Raw genomic sequence first — 17,184 nt, 5'->3', positions numbered from 1 at the left:
TCTTTTTAGGATAACTGTGCATATAGAATCCGCTGCGCTTCTGCGCTTGCGTTAAGCGCTCATGTAGAAAGGAAATTCAGTCGATGAGCATCAATCTGGTCCAGGCGGTCAACGCCGCGATCTCGGAAAACATCGCGGAGCAGTTGTCGCAGCAGTTCGGCATACCTGGGCAAATGGTCCGGCAACTCGCGGCGCGCATCGCGCCCGGACTCGTCGCCTTGCTCATGGACCGGGCGACGCTCGTGCCCGGCTCGCAGTCGGTCTACGCCGTCATCATGCAGCCGGAGACCAACGCCTACATCGCGGAACAGTTCTCAAAGCTGATCGCCACCACCGGCGGGCTCAAGCAGCTCGAAACCACCGGGCACTCGCTTGCCGCGCTCGCGACGGGCCAGCGTGTCGATGCCCTGACCGACGCCGTCTCGGCAGAAACCGGCGTTCCGACGCAAGCGACGTCGGCGCTCGCGGGCATCGTGGCGGCCGTGCTGTTCGGCGTCATGAAACGCCACTTCCTGCTTGCACAGTGGGGACTGCCGCAGGTGCCCAAGCTTCTGCGCGATCAGGTCGGCGAGATCAATTCGTCGATGTCGAACGCGGTCGCGACGGCCATCGGCGTTGGCAACACCGAAGGCTTCACCAGTTGCATCACGCCGCGCCTCGATACCGTCGCATCGAGCCTCGAACCGCGCATCGACGGCGACGTCGCGGTAGCGCTTGCGCCCGAACCCGTCGTGAAAGCCGTCACGCAAAGCGCCCCGGCGCCCAAGCCCGCGCCGTCCTTGCCCCCCTCGCCGCCGCCGATGCGCGCACCGGTTCGCAAGCCGGCGGAGAAGCGTTCGAACAAGTGGATCTGGCTGCTTTTCGCTGTGTTGGCCGTCATCCTCGCGCTCGTCTATTACCGTGGCTTCACGCATGGCGAAAGCGTCGATCTGAGCGCCGCGCCAGCCACGCAGCCGGTCGCCGATGCGTCGACGCAGGCTTCCTCCGCGACGCCATCGGTCTCGCCGGTCAGCGATGAAACGCCGGCCGTGTCATCCATCGATGCGTCGGCCAACACGGCGGCGGCACCGCAATCGGCCTCGGCAATGAAAGCCGCGCCGGCTTCATGGAAAGACGCGCAGTTGCTGTTCAGCGTCAACTCGGCGGGCATCCCGGCGATCGAGGCGACGGTCGGCACCGAAGCAGAGAAGAAGCATCTCATCGACGCATTGAGGGCTCGCTTCGGCAAAGCCTACACGGCCGATGTTTCCGTCGTTGCCGAAACACGCCCGGCAGCCTGGCTTTCGCGTCTGAGCGACTTCTTCCCGCTTATGGCCGTGCCCGGCGCGGAAGCCAAGATCACCGGCTCGAAGGTGGAACTGAGCGGCGCGGCCGCAAACGCGAAGCTCGGCTGGGTCGATAGGATGAGAAGCTCGCTCGGCGGCATGTTCCAGGTCGCGGCGTTCGACGTGGACGGCGCGGTCGCCACGGCGACACGATCCTTTCGCAGCGCGCTAAAGAGCCTGCTCGCCACGGACACGCCTTGCTCCGGCGACAAGCTGACGCGCGTGCTCGACCTTCAGGTTGTTAATTTCGAGCGTTCGAGTGCGCAGGTGCCGGAAAGCGCCTACGCCACGCTCGGCGAGACGGCGCAACTGCTCAAGAACTGCGCGGCCAAGGGTTCGATGGTGAATCTCGAAATCGCGGGTTATTCGGATGCCCAGGGCGGAGCGGCGGCCAAGCTGGAAGTGTCAAAGGAACGCGCTCAGGCGGTCCGAGGCTTCCTCGTGCGTAACGGCGTGCCGCCGCAATCGCTCACGGCAGCAGGCTACGGCGACGCCAATCCGATCGCCGACAACGATACTGCCAGCGGACGTTTCGCGAATCGCCGAATCGAGTTCGTCGTCAGAAAGGGCTGAGCGCCGCTTCGACTCGCAAGATTTCTTCAAACGCCGTCGCACGAAAGCGCGACGGCGTTTCTATTTGTGCCCGCGCCATGCGCGCTCTGCAGCCGATTCAGTTCGGCTTGGCGAAATCGTTCTCGGCCCAGCGTTCGGCGCTCGCCTTGCTGAGCTTGAACGCCGGCGACACACGCGCGAACGCGAGCTGCGCGCCGTACGCATCGAAGGCTTTGAGATTGGCGTAGGGATCGTCTTCATCCGGAACGATCTCCAGCGTGACGGTGATGTCCTCACCCCGCACGTCGATGGTGACGTTCTTGTTCAACATCGCATGACGTTGCTGTTCATGGCGACGCAAGACTTCCGACGCCGTCTTGACGAGCGTGCGGAACGCGCCTGCATCGAGCGGCTTCGGATTTTTCTTGTCGCGGCCCATTGTCCACGGGCCGACGAGCGCGGGTTCCGCCTCGCCCGCCTGAATCATCTCGACGGCCCAGCCGTCGTCGTCCTCGTTCTTGATGACGCGCGCGGTCCAGCCGTCGTCGCGCCAGAGGCGGTCTTCGTGGATGGCTTCGTCGGTGGAGGGGAATTCGGAATCGGTCATATCGTAGCAACGCATGCAGAGAGGCAATGCGACGAATTTTACCTTGGGGCGGGACGCGGCATCGTTCGTGCTCCACGGGTTAGCCGAACGGCCAGTGTCATACCCAAACGCATTGCGCCGTGCTACTTTGGATGTACCGGATCGTCCGGAATCCTTCCGCAAACGCAATCAAAACGCCGTAAAACTTAGTCAAGGAGCGACCGCATGCTTGCATTTATCGGTACTTTGATCGTCGGACTCGTCGTCGGTCTCATCGCACGCGCACTGAAGCCGGGCGACGACAGCATGGGCTGGATCATGACCATCGTCCTCGGCATCGCCGGATCGCTGATCGCGGGGTACGTCGGCCGGGCGCTCGGCTGGTATCAGCCGGGACAACCGGCGGGTTGGATCGCCTCGGTGATCGGCGCAATCATCCTGCTCGTCGTCTGGGGAATGATCCGCAAGCGCACGTAACGCCGCGCCTCATCGTTTCTTTTCTTGGTGAAACGCCTCGTTCCGGTTCGGACGAGGCGTTTATTTCATCGGGCGATGCGCTCGATATCGACCTCCGCACCGCCCCGCACGACGCGGTTCGGGAGCGCGCCGCCGAGCCAGTACGAAAGCTCGGCCGGCCTGCCGATGCGCCAGGCGACGAAATCGGCGGTCTTGCCCGCTTCGAGCGATCCGTGCGTCGCGTGCAAGCCGAGCGCCTTTGCCGCATGCAAGGTCACGCCGGCGAGCGCTTCTTCGGGCGTCAGGCGAAAGAGCGTGCAGGCCATGTTGAGCATCATGCGCAGCGAAAGCGCGGGCGACGTTCCCGGATTCAGATCGCTCGCGAGCGCGATCGGCACACGATGCCGCCGCAGTGCGTCGATGGGCGGCAACTGCGTTTCACGCAACATGTAAAACGCGCCCGGCAAAAGCACGGCGACGGTGCCGGATTGCGCCATCGCGATGGCGTCGTCCTCGGTCATGTATTCGAGATGATCCGCCGACAACGCCCGATACCGCGCCGCCAGCGACGATCCATGCAAGGACGACAACTGCTCGGCGTGCGCTTTGACTGGCACGCCGAGATCGCGCGCGCATCGGAACACGCGCTCGACTTGCTCCGTGGAGAACGCGATGTGCTCGCAAAACGCATCGACGGCATCGACCAGGCCTTCTTCGACGAGCGCTGGCAGCATCTCATCGCAGATATGGGCGATATAGTCATCCGCGCGATTCGCGTACTCGGGTGGCAACGCGTGCGCGGCGAGGCAGGTCGCGCGCACGGTCAGCGGCAGCGCTTCGCCGAGACGACGCGCGACGGCGAGCATCTTCCGCTCGTTCGCGAGATCGAGCCCGTAGCCCGACTTCACTTCGAGCGTGGTCACGCCTTCGCGCAGCAGGCCGAGCGCGCGCGTTTTCGCCGCTTTGAACAGCGCGTCTTCGCTGGCTTCGCGCGTCGCGCGCACCGTACTCGCGATGCCGCCGCCGCGCGCCGCGAGCTCCGCGTAGCTCACGCCTTCGAGCCGCTCCTCGAATTCGCCGCTGCGATCGCCGCCGAAAACCAGATGCGTGTGACAGTCGATCAGACCCGGCGTCACCCACGCGCCATCGAGTTCGACACGTTCGCATTCGCCGATATCCGGCGCGGCCGCGCGCGGTCCGATCCACTCGATGCGCGCGCCATCGGTCAGGATCGCCGCGTCGTCGATGACCGAATACTTGCCGCCGGCCATCGTCGCGGCGTGGCAGTGTTGCCAGAGCTTTTTCATCGCTTGTCGATCATCGGCAGATCGAGGCCTTGATCGCGCGCGCATTCGATCGCGATGTCGTAACCGGCATCGGCATGGCGCATGACGCCCGTCGCCGGATCGTTGCGCAGCACGCGCGCGATGCGTGCATCGGCTTCACGACTCCCGTCGCAGACGATCACGACGCCCGCGTGCTGCGAAAAGCCCATGCCGACGCCGCCGCCGTGGTGGATCGACACCCACGTCGCGCCGCTCGCCGTGTTCAGCAGCGCGTTGAGCAGCGGCCAGTCGGACACGGCGTCCGAGCCGTCCTGCATCGCTTCGGTTTCGCGATTCGGGCTCGCGACGGAGCCGGAATCGAGATGGTCGCGGCCGATCACGACCGGCGCCGACAATTCGCCGTTGCGCACCATCTCGTTGAACGCCAGGCCGAGCTTCGCGCGCAGCCCGAGGCCGACCCAGCAGATGCGCGCCGGCAAGCCCTGAAAACTGATCCGCTCACGCGCCATGTCGAGCCAGCGATGCAGATGCGCGTCATCGGCGATGATCTCCTTCACCTTCGCATCGGTCTTGTAGATGTCCTCGGGATTGCCCGAGAGCGCGGCCCAGCGGAACGGCCCGACGCCGCGGCAGAAGAGCGGCCGGATATACGCCGGCACGAAGCCCGGGAAGTCGAACGCGTTCTCGACGCCCTCTTCCTTGGCCATCTGGCGGATGTTGTTGCCGTAGTCGAAGGTCGGCACGCCCTGTTCGCGGAACGCGAGCATCGCGCGGACGTGCTCCGCCATCGATTGCTTCGCGGCCCTCACGGTCGCCGCCGGATCGCTTTGCGCGCGATCGCGATATTGCGCCCACGTCCAGCCTTTCGGCAGATAGCCATTGAGCGGATCGTGCGCGCTGGTCTGATCGGTGACCAAGTCCGGCCGAACGCCGCGACGCACGAGTTCGGGCAGCACGTCCGCCGCGTTCGCGCACAGTGCGATGGAGATCGCGCGGCCTTCGGACGTGTAGCGCCGGATGCGCGCGAGGGCGTCGTCGAGATCGGTCGCCTGTTCGTCGACGTAACGCGTCTTCAGACGGAAATCGATGCGGCTCTGCTGACATTCGATGTTCAGCGAACACGCGAGCGCGAGCGTCGCCGCGAGCGGCTGCGCGCCGCCCATGCCGCCGAGACCGGCGGTAAGCACCCAGCGGCCTTTGAGATCGCCGCCGTAATGCTGTCGCCCGGCCTCGACGAAGGTTTCATACGTGCCCTGCACGATGCCCTGACTGCCGATATAGATCCAGCTTCCAGCGGTCATCTGGCCGTACATCGCGAGACCTTTCGCGTCGAGCTCGTTGAAGTGCTCCCAGTTCGCCCAGTGCGGCACGAGGTTCGAATTCGCGATCAGCACGCGCGGCGCGTTTTCGTGCGTCTTGAACACGCCGACTGGCTTGCCCGACTGGACGAGCAGCGTCTCGTCCGCTTCCAGACGCTTCAGCGTTTCGACGATCTTGTCGTAGCACGCCCAGTCGCGCGCCGCCCGGCCGATGCCGCCGTACACGACCAGTTCCTTCGGATTCTCGGCCACTTCGGGATCGAGATTGTTCATCAACATGCGCAGCGGCGCTTCGGTCAGCCAGCTCTTTGCGCTGAGTTGCGTGCCGCGCGGCGCGCGGATCTCGGTGTCGCGAAAACGGGAAGTCGAAGTCACGGATTGCTCCTGCGCATCAAGAAGTGAGTGTGGACAGACGCGAACGACAACCCGCGTCGAGTTCACTTCATCTTCTTGTATATACAACTTACGTTGTATTAGGGGAATCCCGAGGCTTCCCATTCGAGCGATGTCGCTCCTTGTCTAGACATCTTCACGGCAGGGGAAGCCCGCTGTCGCGTTTGACTTCACGCAGCGAGAGCATCGATTCCACGGCGGTGACGCCAGGCAAAGTCCGCAGCACGTCGCGCATGAAGATGCCGTATTCGTCGAGATCGCGCGCGATGATCTGAAGCAGATAATCCGCCGTCCCTGAAATGTTGTGGCACGACACGATGCGGGCAATGCCCTGAATTTCGCGCTCGAAGCGATCCGAGAGCGCGCGGTCGTGCACGCTGAAGCGCACCTGCGCGAACGCGACGACGCCCAGTTCCAGCGCCTTGCGCGACAGCACGGCGCGATAGCCGTCGATGAATCCCTCGCTTTCGAGACGCCTGAGACGGCGCGCGCACGGCGTTTCGCTCAGGCCGACGCGCTCGGCCAATTTCGCGACGGGCATGCGGCCGTCGTGTTGGAGCGCAGCAAGCATCGCGCGATCGATGCGGTCGATTTCGGTCATCATGCTATCCCCTTTAAACTCTTCTAATTTTAGAGGAAAGCTGCAACGCGACTCGCAAAGTCGCCTCAAAAGACCATAAATCGCTCTTTCCGAAGTGGCACGATAAAGCCTTCTGAACAGGAGCGCATCATGGTTTCGGCACACTTGCTTTGGGTTTTCATCGGCGCGCTCGCGGTCGTCTACGCGCTGCCCGGACCGGACATGGCGCTCGTGCTGCAGACGAGCGGCACGCGCGGATTCCGCCACGGACTCGCCGTCGCCGCCGGTCTCGCCACGGCACGCGCGACGCACGTCACGCTGTCGGCGCTCGGCGTTGCAGCGCTTTTGCGCAGCGCGCCGTGGCTTTACGACGGCGTGCGTATCGCGGGTGGCCTATATCTCTCGTACGTGGCGATCCAGATCTTCCGCTCGCCCGCTTTCGGACTCGAAGCCGCATCCGGACACACTGCATCCACGCTGCGCTCTGCCTACGCGAAAGGCATTCTGAGCAGCATCCTCAATCCGAAGGCGCTGCTGTTCTGCTCCGTGCTGCTGCCGCAATTCGTGCGGCCGGAGACGGGGCCGGTCTGGTCGCAAGTGGTGGAATTGGGCGTCGTGCTGGTCGTTGTCGGCGTCGCGTTCGACCTGACGCTCGCGGCGGGCGCGGTGCGTATTTCCGGCTGGCTGCGCCGTCATCCGAAAGCGCAGACGGTGCAGCGCTGGACGTTCTCCGCGGCGCTGCTCGCATTCGCGGCGCGCCTTTCGCTCGAATGATTCAGACGTCGAGCGGCTTAAGAAAGAGCTCGTGCTTCGGCGCGAAGTGCGCGTAAAGCGGCAGGATCGCGCCGCCCATCGCGCGGGCGTCGGGGCCGATCTGCCCTTCGACGAGACGCGGCCGCGTCATGCCTTGCCAGTCGAAGTTGCCGAGCGCCGCATCGGTGCGGCCAATGACTTCGCGCAGCAGATTCCGGTCGATTTCACCGTCGATCACCACGGCTTCGAGATCGAGCAATGCAGCCGACGACGCGATGCCCGTCGCGATCGCGGGACACGTCTCGCGCATCCACGCTTCCGACAGCGCGCGCCACTCCGGCGACCACGCGCGCTCATCGTGCGCCGCGGCGGCCGGCGCGCCCGCCGCGGCGAGCGCCTTTTCCAGCACGTACACCGACGCCGTGTTGAGCAACTGCCCGGCGCGCTTGCCTTTGCCTCCGCCGACGAGCGGCAGCGATCCGATCGCGCCCGCATTCCCGCCCGGTCCCGCGTGCAATCGGCCATCGATGACAAGCCCGCCGCCGATGAACGTCCCGATGAACACATACAGGAAATCGCGCAGCCCGCGCCCCTGGCCCATCACGAGTTCGGCGGCGCACGCGGCGGTCGTGTCCTTCGCGAATTCGACCGGCAGCGCGGTCATCGCTTCGATGCGCGCGCGGATGTCGATGTCGTCCCACGCCGCGAGCGCGTCGGGCGGCGTGTCGAAGAAATCGCGCCAGCCGCCGATCCACAACGGCGCCGCGACACCGATGCCCGCGATCTTGCGCGCGTCGTCGCCGAGCGCGGCGGTGACGCGCGCGAGCCGCTCTTCCAGCGCGGGAAACAGCGTATGCGGATCCGGATACGGATACTCCAGCGTTTCGCGCGTGCGCACGTTGCCGGCGAAGTCCATCGACAGCACGTCGAGGCTGCGCCGCCCCACTTTCACGCCGATGGAAAACGCGCCGTCCGCGCGCAGCGAAATCGGCACCGACGGTTGCCCGATGCGCCCGCGCACGCGCGAACGCGGCTCTTTAGCGAGCAGGCCGTCTTCGATCAGATGATCGACGATCAGCGAAACCGTCTGCATCGACAGGCGCGTCATGCGCGCGACATCGGCCTTCGGCAGCGCGCCATGCAGGCGGATTGCCTGCAAGACGATGCGCTCGTTGAACTGGCGCATGCCCAGTTGATTCGAGCCGATGGAGTGCATTGAAGCTTTGTGCGCGGGCCGCTCAGACATCGGCGCGTGCCTCGTGGCGCGAGCGTGCGCGCCCTGAGCGATTCATGTGTTTGTCCCCGCTGGATTAATTCGAGTCCTTTTATTTAAACATCCGCGCCGAATTTTTTCCGGATTTTTAGTCGGTTATGTTCGGGAGAGCGTCATCGCCGATCAACCTCGTCTTATCGAAAACATGAGCACCCTGGAAGCCCTTCACGCGATCGTCAACGACGAAAACGCGCCGCAAATCATTCGCGATCACATCGTCGATTCTTTGCAGTTCGCGCTGCGCAACCATCCCGGCTATTTCACGCGCAAGGAGATTCAATGGCTCGCGCAATGGGAAGACACGCGCATTCCCATCGCGGCGGCGAAGATTTTGAACGAGATGAAGACGGCTTGACGCGCGCCGCTCAGTGCGTGCCCGAGGCGCGCGCGTGCCATTCGTAGTCGAAGACGGTCGCCTGCACCGGCTCCGACAGGCTTTCGACGAAACCGATGACTTCCGGATCCTTGACGAAGCTCGCAGCCGAGCTCGCCGCGAGAATCGCCGAGCTGTCCTGCGGCCGCGCGACGAGGAAACCCTGCACATAGTCCACGCCGATCTCCTGCAGCGCGCGCAAGGTATCGATGTCCTCGACCCACTCCGCGACGCTGCGCATGCCGAGATTGCGCGCCAGCGCGACGATCGCCTCGACGATGGCGATATCGGCCGGATGCGCGCACATCGAGCGCACGAATTCGCCGTCGATCTTGAGCGCATCGGCGGATAGCGCCTTCAGATATTTGAACGACGTGTAGCCGGCGCCGAAGTCGTCGAGCGCGATCTTGCCGCCCATGTCGTGCACGCGCGCGATGAAACGCTGCGTGTTCTCCAGATCGTGCAGCGCGACGCTTTCCGTGATTTCGAGGCACAGGTAATGCACGATCGACTGATGCCGCGCGAAGAGCGCGAAGATATCCTCCATGAACTGTTCGTCGTTCAGCGAACCGCCTGAAAGATTCACGCAAATGAACTGCGTGTTGCCGAGCTGATGCCGATGCGCTTCGATCCAGTCCAGCAGCGTCGAGATGACCCAGCGATCGATCGCCGCAATGTTGCCCGATTCCTCCGCCGCGACGATCACCTTGCCTGCAGGCAGCGTTGCGCCATCGGGCGCGCGCATGCGCAGCAGCACTTCGAAGTTGAGCGATTCGGTCGGCTTGGTGAGCGACATGATCGGCTGCATCACGAGGAAAAGTCCCGGCGGCAGGCGATTGCGCCCGAGCGTCTCGACGAGCTTCAGTTCCTCCGCGCGCTCCTCGAACGCCGCCGCGCCCTTGCGGTACGTGACGAGATGCGTGTGCGCGACCTTTTTCGCTTCCCGGCACGCGCGATCCGCGTGTGAAAGCGCGTCCTGCACGCGCACGCCCTGCGAGCATTCGACGAGACCGATCGACGCCTTCACCTGAAACGCGCGATTGCCGACCTGATACGGCGCATCCGACAAAATGGAGATGAGTTCGCGGCATTGCGCGATGGCGTCTTCGATCGACGTGTCGTGCATCACGCAGACGAACTCGTCGCCGCCGATGCGTCCGACCGGATAACTGCGCGCGAAGTGCGCGCGCGTGCGGGCCGCGACCTGGCGCAGCACTTCGTCGCCGCTGCGATGGCCGAAGAGATCGTTGACGAGCTTGAAGCGGTCGAGATCGACATAGGCCAGTGCCCACGGCAGCGTCTCTTCGCTTTGCGCGGCAATCGCCTTCTCGACGCCGCGCCGGTTGAGCGAGCCCGTCAGCGAATCGTGCTCGGCGAGAAAGCGCAGGCGCTCGACGGCCTTCGACCGTTCGGTCGTGTCCTGCAGCGAGCCTTCGATCCAGCCGTTCGAGCGGATTGCCTTCAACAGATAGCGGCGCTCGGCGGTGCCGCGTTCGGGCGAGCCGCCCATTTCGAGTTCGCCGTCGCTGCCCTTCGACGCGAGCGCCTGCAGCGCGCCCCACGCGCCGGCTTCGAAGTAGTCGTTCCAGTGCCGCACCTTGTAGTCGGCCTTTTGCAGATCGAGCATCGCGCGCAACGCCGGATTGGCGCGCACGAAGTGACCGTCGGAATCGAGCGTGAAGAGGCCGATCGGCGTGACTTCGTAGGTGTTGCGCAGTTCCATCTGCGCCTGGCGGCGGAAATCGCGTTCCGCGCGCATCTGCTCGGCGATCGCGAACGCCGCCATCATGCTCGACGACAGCGCGGCCATCACCGTATTGACGCCGCCGACGAGCACCTTCAGCCCGAAGGCCGCGCCGAGCACTTCCGAGAACGTGGAGAAAAGCACGATCGCGAGCGACGCGACATACCACAGCACGGTGCGCGAACGCGCCATCCACACGAGCCGCGCGAGGAAGAACAACAGCACGCAAATGCCGAAACCCGCGATGACCCAGAGCGTCGGAATGAAAAGCTCATACGGCAACGCGATCGCGGCGGCGAGCAGCACAATGCCGACGTACTGAATGACGCGCAGCAGCCAGCGATAACCGACCACGCGCAACTCGCGCCGGAAAAGCTGTTGAAAGAGCGCGGCCGTCAACAGGTAATAGGCCGCGAAGGTGATTTGCCGCAATGGCTGAATGTATTCGGTCGGCAATACGCGGCCGAGCCATTGCATGTCCCAGCCCATCGCATTTGCGCAGAGGCGCAGATTGCCGACGAGCCATACCGCGAAAATCACATAGGTCCATTCGTGATTGATGAGCGCCGTCACGAAGACGAATACCGCGAGCGTCAGCAAACCGCCGGCGATCAATCCGGAGCTTTCCTGAAAATCGAGCGCCGAATTACGGAGGCCTTGCCATTCCCATGTAAATGCGTTGATTTGCGCGGGTCCGGAAAATGTGCCCCGGCAGAGAATGTTTTCCGGTTCTTTCAATCGCCCGACGTGAATCGAGAAACCGGCTTTAACCGCGCGCATCTGGCCGCTGACGGATTCGCGGCTCGCCTCGCCGAGCGGCGCAAGCGTGTCCGCGTTCCAGCAGGCAAGCGTTTGCGCGTGACGCGACGGCAATTCGACGACCGTCGATGAATGCGCGCTCATGCTTGGCGTGGTGAAACTGAACCAGACCGGCTTTTCCGAAAGACGCGTGCTGTAGCGCGATACCGGCGTGACGCCTCGAAGCGCCACGAGCGCGTCGCCGGGATTCATGATCGCGGCTTTATCGGCGACGACGCGCAGTTGGAGCGGAACCGCGCCGCGCGTTTCGTATTGACGCGGAAGGAAATAGAGCGTGGCGATCGTACCGAGCAAAATCAGAAAAGGCACGGCGTAAACGGCGACCGCGTACAGCGCGTCGTCGATCCACGTGCCCGTGCGTCTGAATCTCGATAAGGAAGCTGGAATAACCGACGCCATTCTTGGAAAAACCCCCGTTTGCGCCCAGCGCGAAATGCGCCGGCGCAGACAGCGGCGGAGGCCGAAGCCCCGCGCGCCGCCGCTTTTGGCCAACCGGACCGCTCTTGGTCCGGTTATTCGCTATTACCGTCCTAAATACGATCGTCCGTTTCTTTTACCTGCCGTAAGCCATCAACGGAGCGTCTGGGCATCGTACCGGTTCCCAGTCAAAAGATAAATCTACAGAATGCAAATCGATGTCCGGGTGATGCGTGTTCACCATGTAATTGAAGAGCGGATGACGGGCTTCTTCCCAGCGCTGGCGCGCGGCTGCGACGTCCTTCGCGAGCACGCGATGCGGCAGCCCGCCGACATGCGACATCGGCAGGAATTCGTTGACGCCGAAAACATCCTTGAAGAGCATCGCCTCATACTCCCGATCCAGCGGCGTGCGCGCCGTGATCACCATGTAGTCGATCCCGTGCAGTTCGCAGAACATCCAGAGCGCCTTGCACAGCGCCACTTTCACCACCCGCCCCACCATGCCGCCCGCGACGCCGAGACGCGTCGCTTCCGCGAGGCGGCTCGTCGCCAGATGATCCGGCAGACGCACCGACTGCTCGACGGCGAGCGGGCCGTACGCATTGGTCTGAATACGCATCGTCCCGAGCGGTGCGCCGTCGAGTTTCGATTCCGCGAGAAGCACCGCCGTGCCGCGATCGCGGTCCGACGGCTCGATCGTCATCTTTTCGGCGAATTCGGGCAGATGCCGCCCGTAGGCCGAACGTCTGATGCTCACGGCTTTCTGCAGTCCGCCATCGTCTTCGACGATACGGATAGTAAACGGCATGCGCTCCGTTTTCTGAAGCGCGGGGACGACCGTGAGAGTCGGGCGTACCGCCGATTCGGTCTGGTTAGCGGCGGCATTGTTGGCAAGGTTCAGACGTTCCATTTGTAAACCCCATTTTTTCTTGGCGATTGGAAAGGTGCCGCGTGTTGAGGACGTTTATTGGAGGGTTCCTTACACGGGCGGGTCGAGCCTCTCACGAAGTCGAAAAAGGGGGTGCGCGCTTGCCGCTGTTTCTCAGCAACTTTTGGGCTAATTCAGTGGAAGAAAGCTTCTAATCGGCGAAAAAGCCAATCGTCGGCCGCAGCCGCAAACCGAAATATGCATATGCCAGAAAGGTATATGCGCGCCCGATGAGGGTGAAAGAACGAGGGTAAGCAGCCACCGGCCGACGCGAGAGGCATTCAGGAGAATAGCGTTCGGCGAACAGTCGCGGAGCATCGCGTAAACGCTGGAAAACATTTAATAAAAGGGGTTCGGTAACGTTTGCTTACATTTTTCTTCGCAGATTCTGCGAAACCAAAAAAATGCAAAGTTTGGGATTGCCGAAAGGCGGTCGGGGAGGACGAAAAAAAGCGGGCGTCCTTCCGAAAGGACGCCCGCTCTATCACGACATAATCGTGTCGGCAGTATGAAACGCGCTGAAGCGAATTAAAAAATCAGTCCTCTTCGTCTAGCCAGGGGATATCCACGTCGGTAATGAACGCGACCATCGCGAGCGGACGGCCTTCCTGCCGCCCGATATTGCCGTCGGCGCGTTGCCACTCGCAGCGGAAAATCGTCGCGGGCGTGTCGGCGAGCAGCGTGATGGTGCGGATTTCGTCCGGATCGTTATCCTCGACCGGACCGTCGAGCGACACGAGCAATTGCTGCGGCCAGACGCCGTCGGCCGGATCGTAGATCTTGTCGCCGTCGTGGATGACGACGTGCGCCTCGACGCCGATCGTCGCCGACGCCTCGACGATCATCTTGCCGAGCGCGCGCAGCACCGCGGTGGCGCGGCCCGAGTTGGCCTGGCGGATCGCGAGATCGCCGCGCGTCAGCGCCTGCTCGAGTTTGGGGTTGGTTTTCTGTTGCGCCATCTATCTCTCTCAAGGGGTTCGTTGCGACTTTCGACGGGCACGGCCCGGCTTAAGTTGCACGCGGATCGTAGCATCGCACCAACAAAGATAGGTCGCGCGGGCGTCGGCGGCAAACCGGAGACGACAAAGCCCGCTCGACGCATGGACGGATCGCGCTCAAGTTTGCACGCGACCAGCCGATATTGCGCTCATCCCCACCGAAACGCGTGACTGCCGTGCCGTTCATCGACCTGACTGCTCCTTTGTGCGTTCGTCCGCCGGCGCTCGCTTCCCGCATGCCGTCTCCGGGCACCGCCGTGCGGCCGCCGCGACAGCGTCCCTGAACGTGCTGACCGGACATACGGAGATCGTCGACGGCATCACGCTGCGCACGCATCTGCAACCGATCTACAGCCTGCCGCACCAGCGCGAGGTGGGCTACGAGGCGCTGTTGCGCGGCGAAGCCGAAGACCGCGCGCTAGTCGGACCGTTCGATCTCTTCGCGCGCGCGATCGTCGCGGGCAAGCTGACCGAGCTCGACCGCATGAGCCATCTCACGCATCTGCGCAACGCGGCGCCGATGCTGCCCGCCGCGCACTGGCTCTTCGTCAACATCAATCCGGCGACCTTCACCGATCCCGGCTATGCCGCGCGGCTCGCGGCGGCCACGCGCGCATCCGGTCTCGCGCCCGAGCAACTGGTGATCGAAGTGCTCGAATCCGGCGGCACGGACGTCGCGGAAATCGCGCGCGCGACGCGTTCCTTTCGCGCGCAAGGCTTTCTCGTCGCGGTCGACGATTTCGGTGCGGGGCATTCCAACATCGACCGGCTGCTGACGCTGCGGCCGGACATCGTCAAGCTCGATCGCAGTCTCGTGCGGGCGAAAAGCGCTCACATGCGCGACGCGTTGCTGCCGAAGCTCGTCGATCTGCTGCACGAGTCGGGCATGTTCGTGGTCGCCGAAGGCATCGAGACGCACAAGGATCTGATGCTGGCGGCGCGCTCGAACGTCGATTTCGTCCAGGGCTATCTGCTCGGCATGCCGTCGGTGCGGCTCGCCGAGCGCGGCGCGGTCACGCCGCTTTTCGAAGACGTGTTCGACACGCTCGCGCAGATGCGCCGCACCGAGCGCCTCGCGGGCGATCTGCTTCTGCTGCCCTATCGCGCGGGACTCACGCAGGCGGCGCGGCGTTTCGCGTCGGGCGCGACGGCCGAAGCCTCTTGCGCCGACCTGCTCGCGCAGCCGTGCACGCTGAGTTGCTTTTTCCTCGATCAGGGCGGCCGCGAGTTCATGCCCGGCCTGGCGGGCGCGGCCGCGAGATCGCCGACCGCGCGGTTCGCGCCGATCGCCGATCCGTCGACGGGCCGCTGGGACAATCGTCCGTATTTCGTCGATGCCCACGCGAAGCCGCAGCAGGTCGTCGCGAGCACGCCGTATCTCTCGGTGACGGGCACGTCGCTATGTGTGACGCTGACGATCGCGACGCAGCGCAACGCCAAACCGGTCGTGATCGGCGTCGATCTCGACTGGCGTCGCCTGAGCGAAGCGGCGCCCGCGATTCTCTGACTCTTCAGCGTCTCAGGCGGTCGCGCGCTTCGTCCGCGCGATCGCATCGGCCAGCGCCGCCGCGCCCGCGCGCAGCGCCGCGACATTGCCGGGCTCGAAAGTCCAGTGTCCCGCCGCATTCACGACGGTCAGTTCCGCGCCCGGCCAGTGAGCCGCGAGGTCGAGCGCCTGATCGGCCGGACACACCATATCGAAGCGGCCATGCACGATCCGGCAAGGCAGATGCGCAATCCGCGCGATGAGCGGCAAGAGCGGGATCGGCGGCAGCTCGTTCGCCATGTAGTGCCGTTCGAGCAACGCCATCGAGATCGCCGCCGCGTTCGCTTCCGCGCTCGGACGTTTCTCTTCCTCGGCCGGTTCCTTCTCGGGCTTGTTGACGACGGAAAGCGTCGTCTCGTACTGCGTCCACGCGCGCGCGAGCCGCGTGCCGGCTTCGTCGAAGCGCGCGAGCGGCGCTTCGGTCATCCGCAAAATGTCCTGCCCGTTCGCGGGACGCTGGCCGCACGCCGCCTCGATGGCATCGAGGAACGCGCGATGCGCTTCCGGAAACACGCGCCGCACGTCCCATAGAAACCAGTCGATGTCCTCGCGCCGCGCGAGAAAGATGCCGCGCAGCAGAAAGCCCGTGCAGCGCTCGGGATGCGCGACGCCATACGCGAGCCCGAGCGTCGTGCCCCACGAGCCGCCGAAAATCGCCCATTGCTCGATCTGTAACGCGACGCGCAGCTTTTCCATATCGCCGACGAGCGCATCGATGCCGTTCGCTTCCAGCTTGCCGAACGGCGTGGACTTGCCGCAGCCGCGCTGATCGAAGAACACGACGCGCCATTTGTCCTGCTCCAGCACCTCGGCCCATTTGACGTTCATCGCGCCGCCGGGGCCGCCGTGCACGACGAGCATCACCGGCGCGTCGCGCGGGCCCTGCGCGCGCCAGTAGATCGAATGACCGTCGCCCACGTCGAGCATGCCTTCGTCGAACTGCACCGGCGTCTGATTTTCCATTGCGCTGTTTCCTTGCTGTGTGTTTCGTCGGGGTCCATTGTTGCATCGCTTCGATGACGCCGCATGACGCGAAACGCCGATCCGGGGCGTTTCACCCGATACGCTATGCTTGCGGATTCCCGCCGTTCATCCCACAGTCATTCACGAATCCCGATGCGACGCACCCTCGTCAAGTGGCTCTTTGCAACCTATCTGCTGGGCAGCGGCATCGTCTGGTCGATTCTGATCCTGCCGCTCTTTCCGTTCGTCGGCCGCAACGGACGTTACCGGCTCGCGAAGCTCTGGTGCCGCGCGATGGTCGTGATGATGCGCGTCATCACCGGCGTGACGTGCTCGATCGAAGGTCTGGAGCATCTGCCCGACGGGCCGTGCATCATCCTGTCGCGTCACGAATCGACGTGGGAAACGCTTTCGTTCATGGCGCTCTTTCCGCGACGCATCAGCTTCGTGTTCAAGCACGAACTCATGAACATTCCGTTTTTCGGCTGGGTGCTGCGCGGGCTCGACATGGTGAGCCTCGACCGCGGCTCGATCCGTCAGGCGCATACGGCCGTGACGCGCGAATGCGCCGCGCGGCTCAAAAAGGGCGATTCCGTCGTGATCTTTCCGGAAGGCACGCGCGTCGCGCACGATGCGCCGCTCAAGCTGGCGTCGGGCGGCGTGCGTCTCGCGTGCGCGACGAAGGTGCCGGTCGTACCTGTCGTCCACGACGCGGGCAAGGTCTGGCCGGCGAAAGGGTGGCCGGATCGCGGCGGGCATATCCGCGTGATCGTCACGCCCTGCCTGCCGCTCGACTGCCAGATTCCGCAGGAATTGAACCGCCTCGCGCAGTCGCAAATGGACGATGCGCTCGCCGTGTTGCGCTAGACG

15 protein-coding genes are annotated in these 17,184 nt (G+C 64.1%); 6 read left to right on the top strand and 9 right to left on the bottom strand.

Annotation, left to right across the window (positions count from 1 at the left end):
- The first annotated feature begins 83 nt into the window (after window positions 1–83).
- Window positions 84–1,898, top strand: coding sequence for an OmpA family protein (locus NCT05_RS17955; protein WP_250502866.1), 1,815 nt, complete (start codon window positions 84–86; stop codon window positions 1,896–1,898).
- Between the two features lie 97 nt (window positions 1,899–1,995).
- On the opposite strand, the gene NCT05_RS17950 is transcribed toward NCT05_RS17955, so the two are convergent.
- Window positions 1,996–2,484: a hypothetical protein gene (locus NCT05_RS17950; RefSeq protein ID WP_175979152.1), complete on the bottom strand. Its 489-nt coding sequence runs from the start codon at window positions 2,482–2,484 to the stop codon at window positions 1,996–1,998.
- Between the two features lie 204 nt (window positions 2,485–2,688).
- On the opposite strand from NCT05_RS17950, the gene NCT05_RS17945 reads away from it, so the two are divergent.
- Window positions 2,689–2,940 (top strand): GlsB/YeaQ/YmgE family stress response membrane protein, encoded by a 252-nt coding sequence (locus NCT05_RS17945; protein WP_008353746.1) that lies wholly within the window; start codon window positions 2,689–2,691, stop codon window positions 2,938–2,940.
- A 65-nt stretch (window positions 2,941–3,005) separates the two neighbouring features.
- Here NCT05_RS17945 and hutI read toward each other — a convergent pair whose 3' ends face one another.
- From hutI to NCT05_RS17930, 3 genes are all read right to left on the bottom strand, one after another.
- Window positions 3,006–4,226 (bottom strand): imidazolonepropionase, encoded by a 1,221-nt coding sequence (gene hutI, locus NCT05_RS17940; protein ID WP_250502865.1) that lies wholly within the window; start codon window positions 4,224–4,226, stop codon window positions 3,006–3,008.
- Window positions 4,223–5,899 (bottom strand): urocanate hydratase, encoded by a 1,677-nt coding sequence (gene hutU, locus NCT05_RS17935; RefSeq protein ID WP_250502864.1) that lies wholly within the window; start codon window positions 5,897–5,899, stop codon window positions 4,223–4,225. Before hutU ends, hutI begins: the two co-directional genes overlap by 4 nt.
- A 154-nt stretch (window positions 5,900–6,053) precedes the next feature.
- The gene (locus NCT05_RS17930) at window positions 6,054–6,518 is read right to left on the bottom strand and encodes an Lrp/AsnC family transcriptional regulator (protein WP_008353751.1); all 465 of its coding nucleotides are present in this window, start codon (window positions 6,516–6,518) and stop codon (window positions 6,054–6,056) included.
- Between the two features lie 129 nt (window positions 6,519–6,647).
- On the opposite strand from NCT05_RS17930, the gene NCT05_RS17925 reads away from it, so the two are divergent.
- Window positions 6,648–7,271, top strand: coding sequence for a LysE family translocator (locus NCT05_RS17925; RefSeq protein ID WP_008353752.1), 624 nt, complete (start codon window positions 6,648–6,650; stop codon window positions 7,269–7,271).
- Window position 7,272: 1 nt separating this feature from the next.
- On the opposite strand, the gene NCT05_RS17920 is transcribed toward NCT05_RS17925, so the two are convergent.
- Window positions 7,273–8,496, bottom strand: coding sequence for an ROK family transcriptional regulator (locus NCT05_RS17920; RefSeq protein WP_175979148.1), 1,224 nt, complete (start codon window positions 8,494–8,496; stop codon window positions 7,273–7,275).
- A 172-nt stretch (window positions 8,497–8,668) separates the two neighbouring features.
- Here NCT05_RS17920 and NCT05_RS17915 point away from each other — a divergent pair, with 172 nt between their 5' ends.
- Window positions 8,669–8,878 (top strand): hypothetical protein, encoded by a 210-nt coding sequence (locus NCT05_RS17915; protein ID WP_008353754.1) that lies wholly within the window; start codon window positions 8,669–8,671, stop codon window positions 8,876–8,878.
- A 10-nt stretch (window positions 8,879–8,888) separates the two neighbouring features.
- Here the strand turns inward: NCT05_RS17915 and NCT05_RS17910 are convergent, their stop codons facing one another.
- The 3 genes from NCT05_RS17910 to NCT05_RS17900 all read right to left on the bottom strand — a co-directional run bounded on the left by NCT05_RS17910 (window position 8,889) and on the right by NCT05_RS17900 (window position 13,766).
- Complete coding sequence (locus NCT05_RS17910) at window positions 8,889–11,858, bottom strand: putative bifunctional diguanylate cyclase/phosphodiesterase (RefSeq protein WP_250502863.1); 2,970 nt, start codon at window positions 11,856–11,858, stop codon at window positions 8,889–8,891.
- A gap of 154 nt (window positions 11,859–12,012) precedes the next feature.
- The gene (locus tag NCT05_RS17905) at window positions 12,013–12,789 is read right to left on the bottom strand and encodes an N-acyl amino acid synthase FeeM domain-containing protein (RefSeq protein WP_175979147.1); all 777 of its coding nucleotides are present in this window, start codon (window positions 12,787–12,789) and stop codon (window positions 12,013–12,015) included.
- Between the two features lie 554 nt (window positions 12,790–13,343).
- Window positions 13,344–13,766, bottom strand: coding sequence for a hypothetical protein (locus NCT05_RS17900; RefSeq protein ID WP_008353757.1), 423 nt, complete (start codon window positions 13,764–13,766; stop codon window positions 13,344–13,346).
- A 325-nt stretch (window positions 13,767–14,091) separates the two neighbouring features.
- Here NCT05_RS17900 and NCT05_RS17895 point away from each other — a divergent pair, with 325 nt between their 5' ends.
- Entirely contained in the window at window positions 14,092–15,312 is a 1,221-nt protein-coding gene (locus NCT05_RS17895; RefSeq protein ID WP_144403698.1) for an EAL domain-containing protein, read from the top strand.
- A 12-nt stretch (window positions 15,313–15,324) separates the two neighbouring features.
- Here NCT05_RS17895 and pip read toward each other — a convergent pair whose 3' ends face one another.
- A complete protein-coding gene (pip, locus tag NCT05_RS17890) occupies window positions 15,325–16,314 on the bottom strand; it encodes a prolyl aminopeptidase (RefSeq protein WP_008353760.1) in 990 nt (329 codons plus the stop codon).
- A gap of 153 nt (window positions 16,315–16,467) precedes the next feature.
- Here pip and NCT05_RS17885 point away from each other — a divergent pair, with 153 nt between their 5' ends.
- The gene (locus tag NCT05_RS17885; protein WP_008353761.1) at window positions 16,468–17,181 is read left to right on the top strand and encodes a lysophospholipid acyltransferase family protein; all 714 of its coding nucleotides are present in this window, start codon (window positions 16,468–16,470) and stop codon (window positions 17,179–17,181) included.
- Window positions 17,182–17,184: the final 3 nt, after the last annotated feature.

This window comes from Caballeronia sp. AZ7_KS35 (assembly GCF_023631045.1).
In the GTDB taxonomy this organism is placed as follows: Bacteria; Pseudomonadota; Gammaproteobacteria; order Burkholderiales; family Burkholderiaceae; genus Caballeronia; species Caballeronia zhejiangensis.
This window is presented reverse-complemented; position numbering and strand designations above follow the sequence as displayed.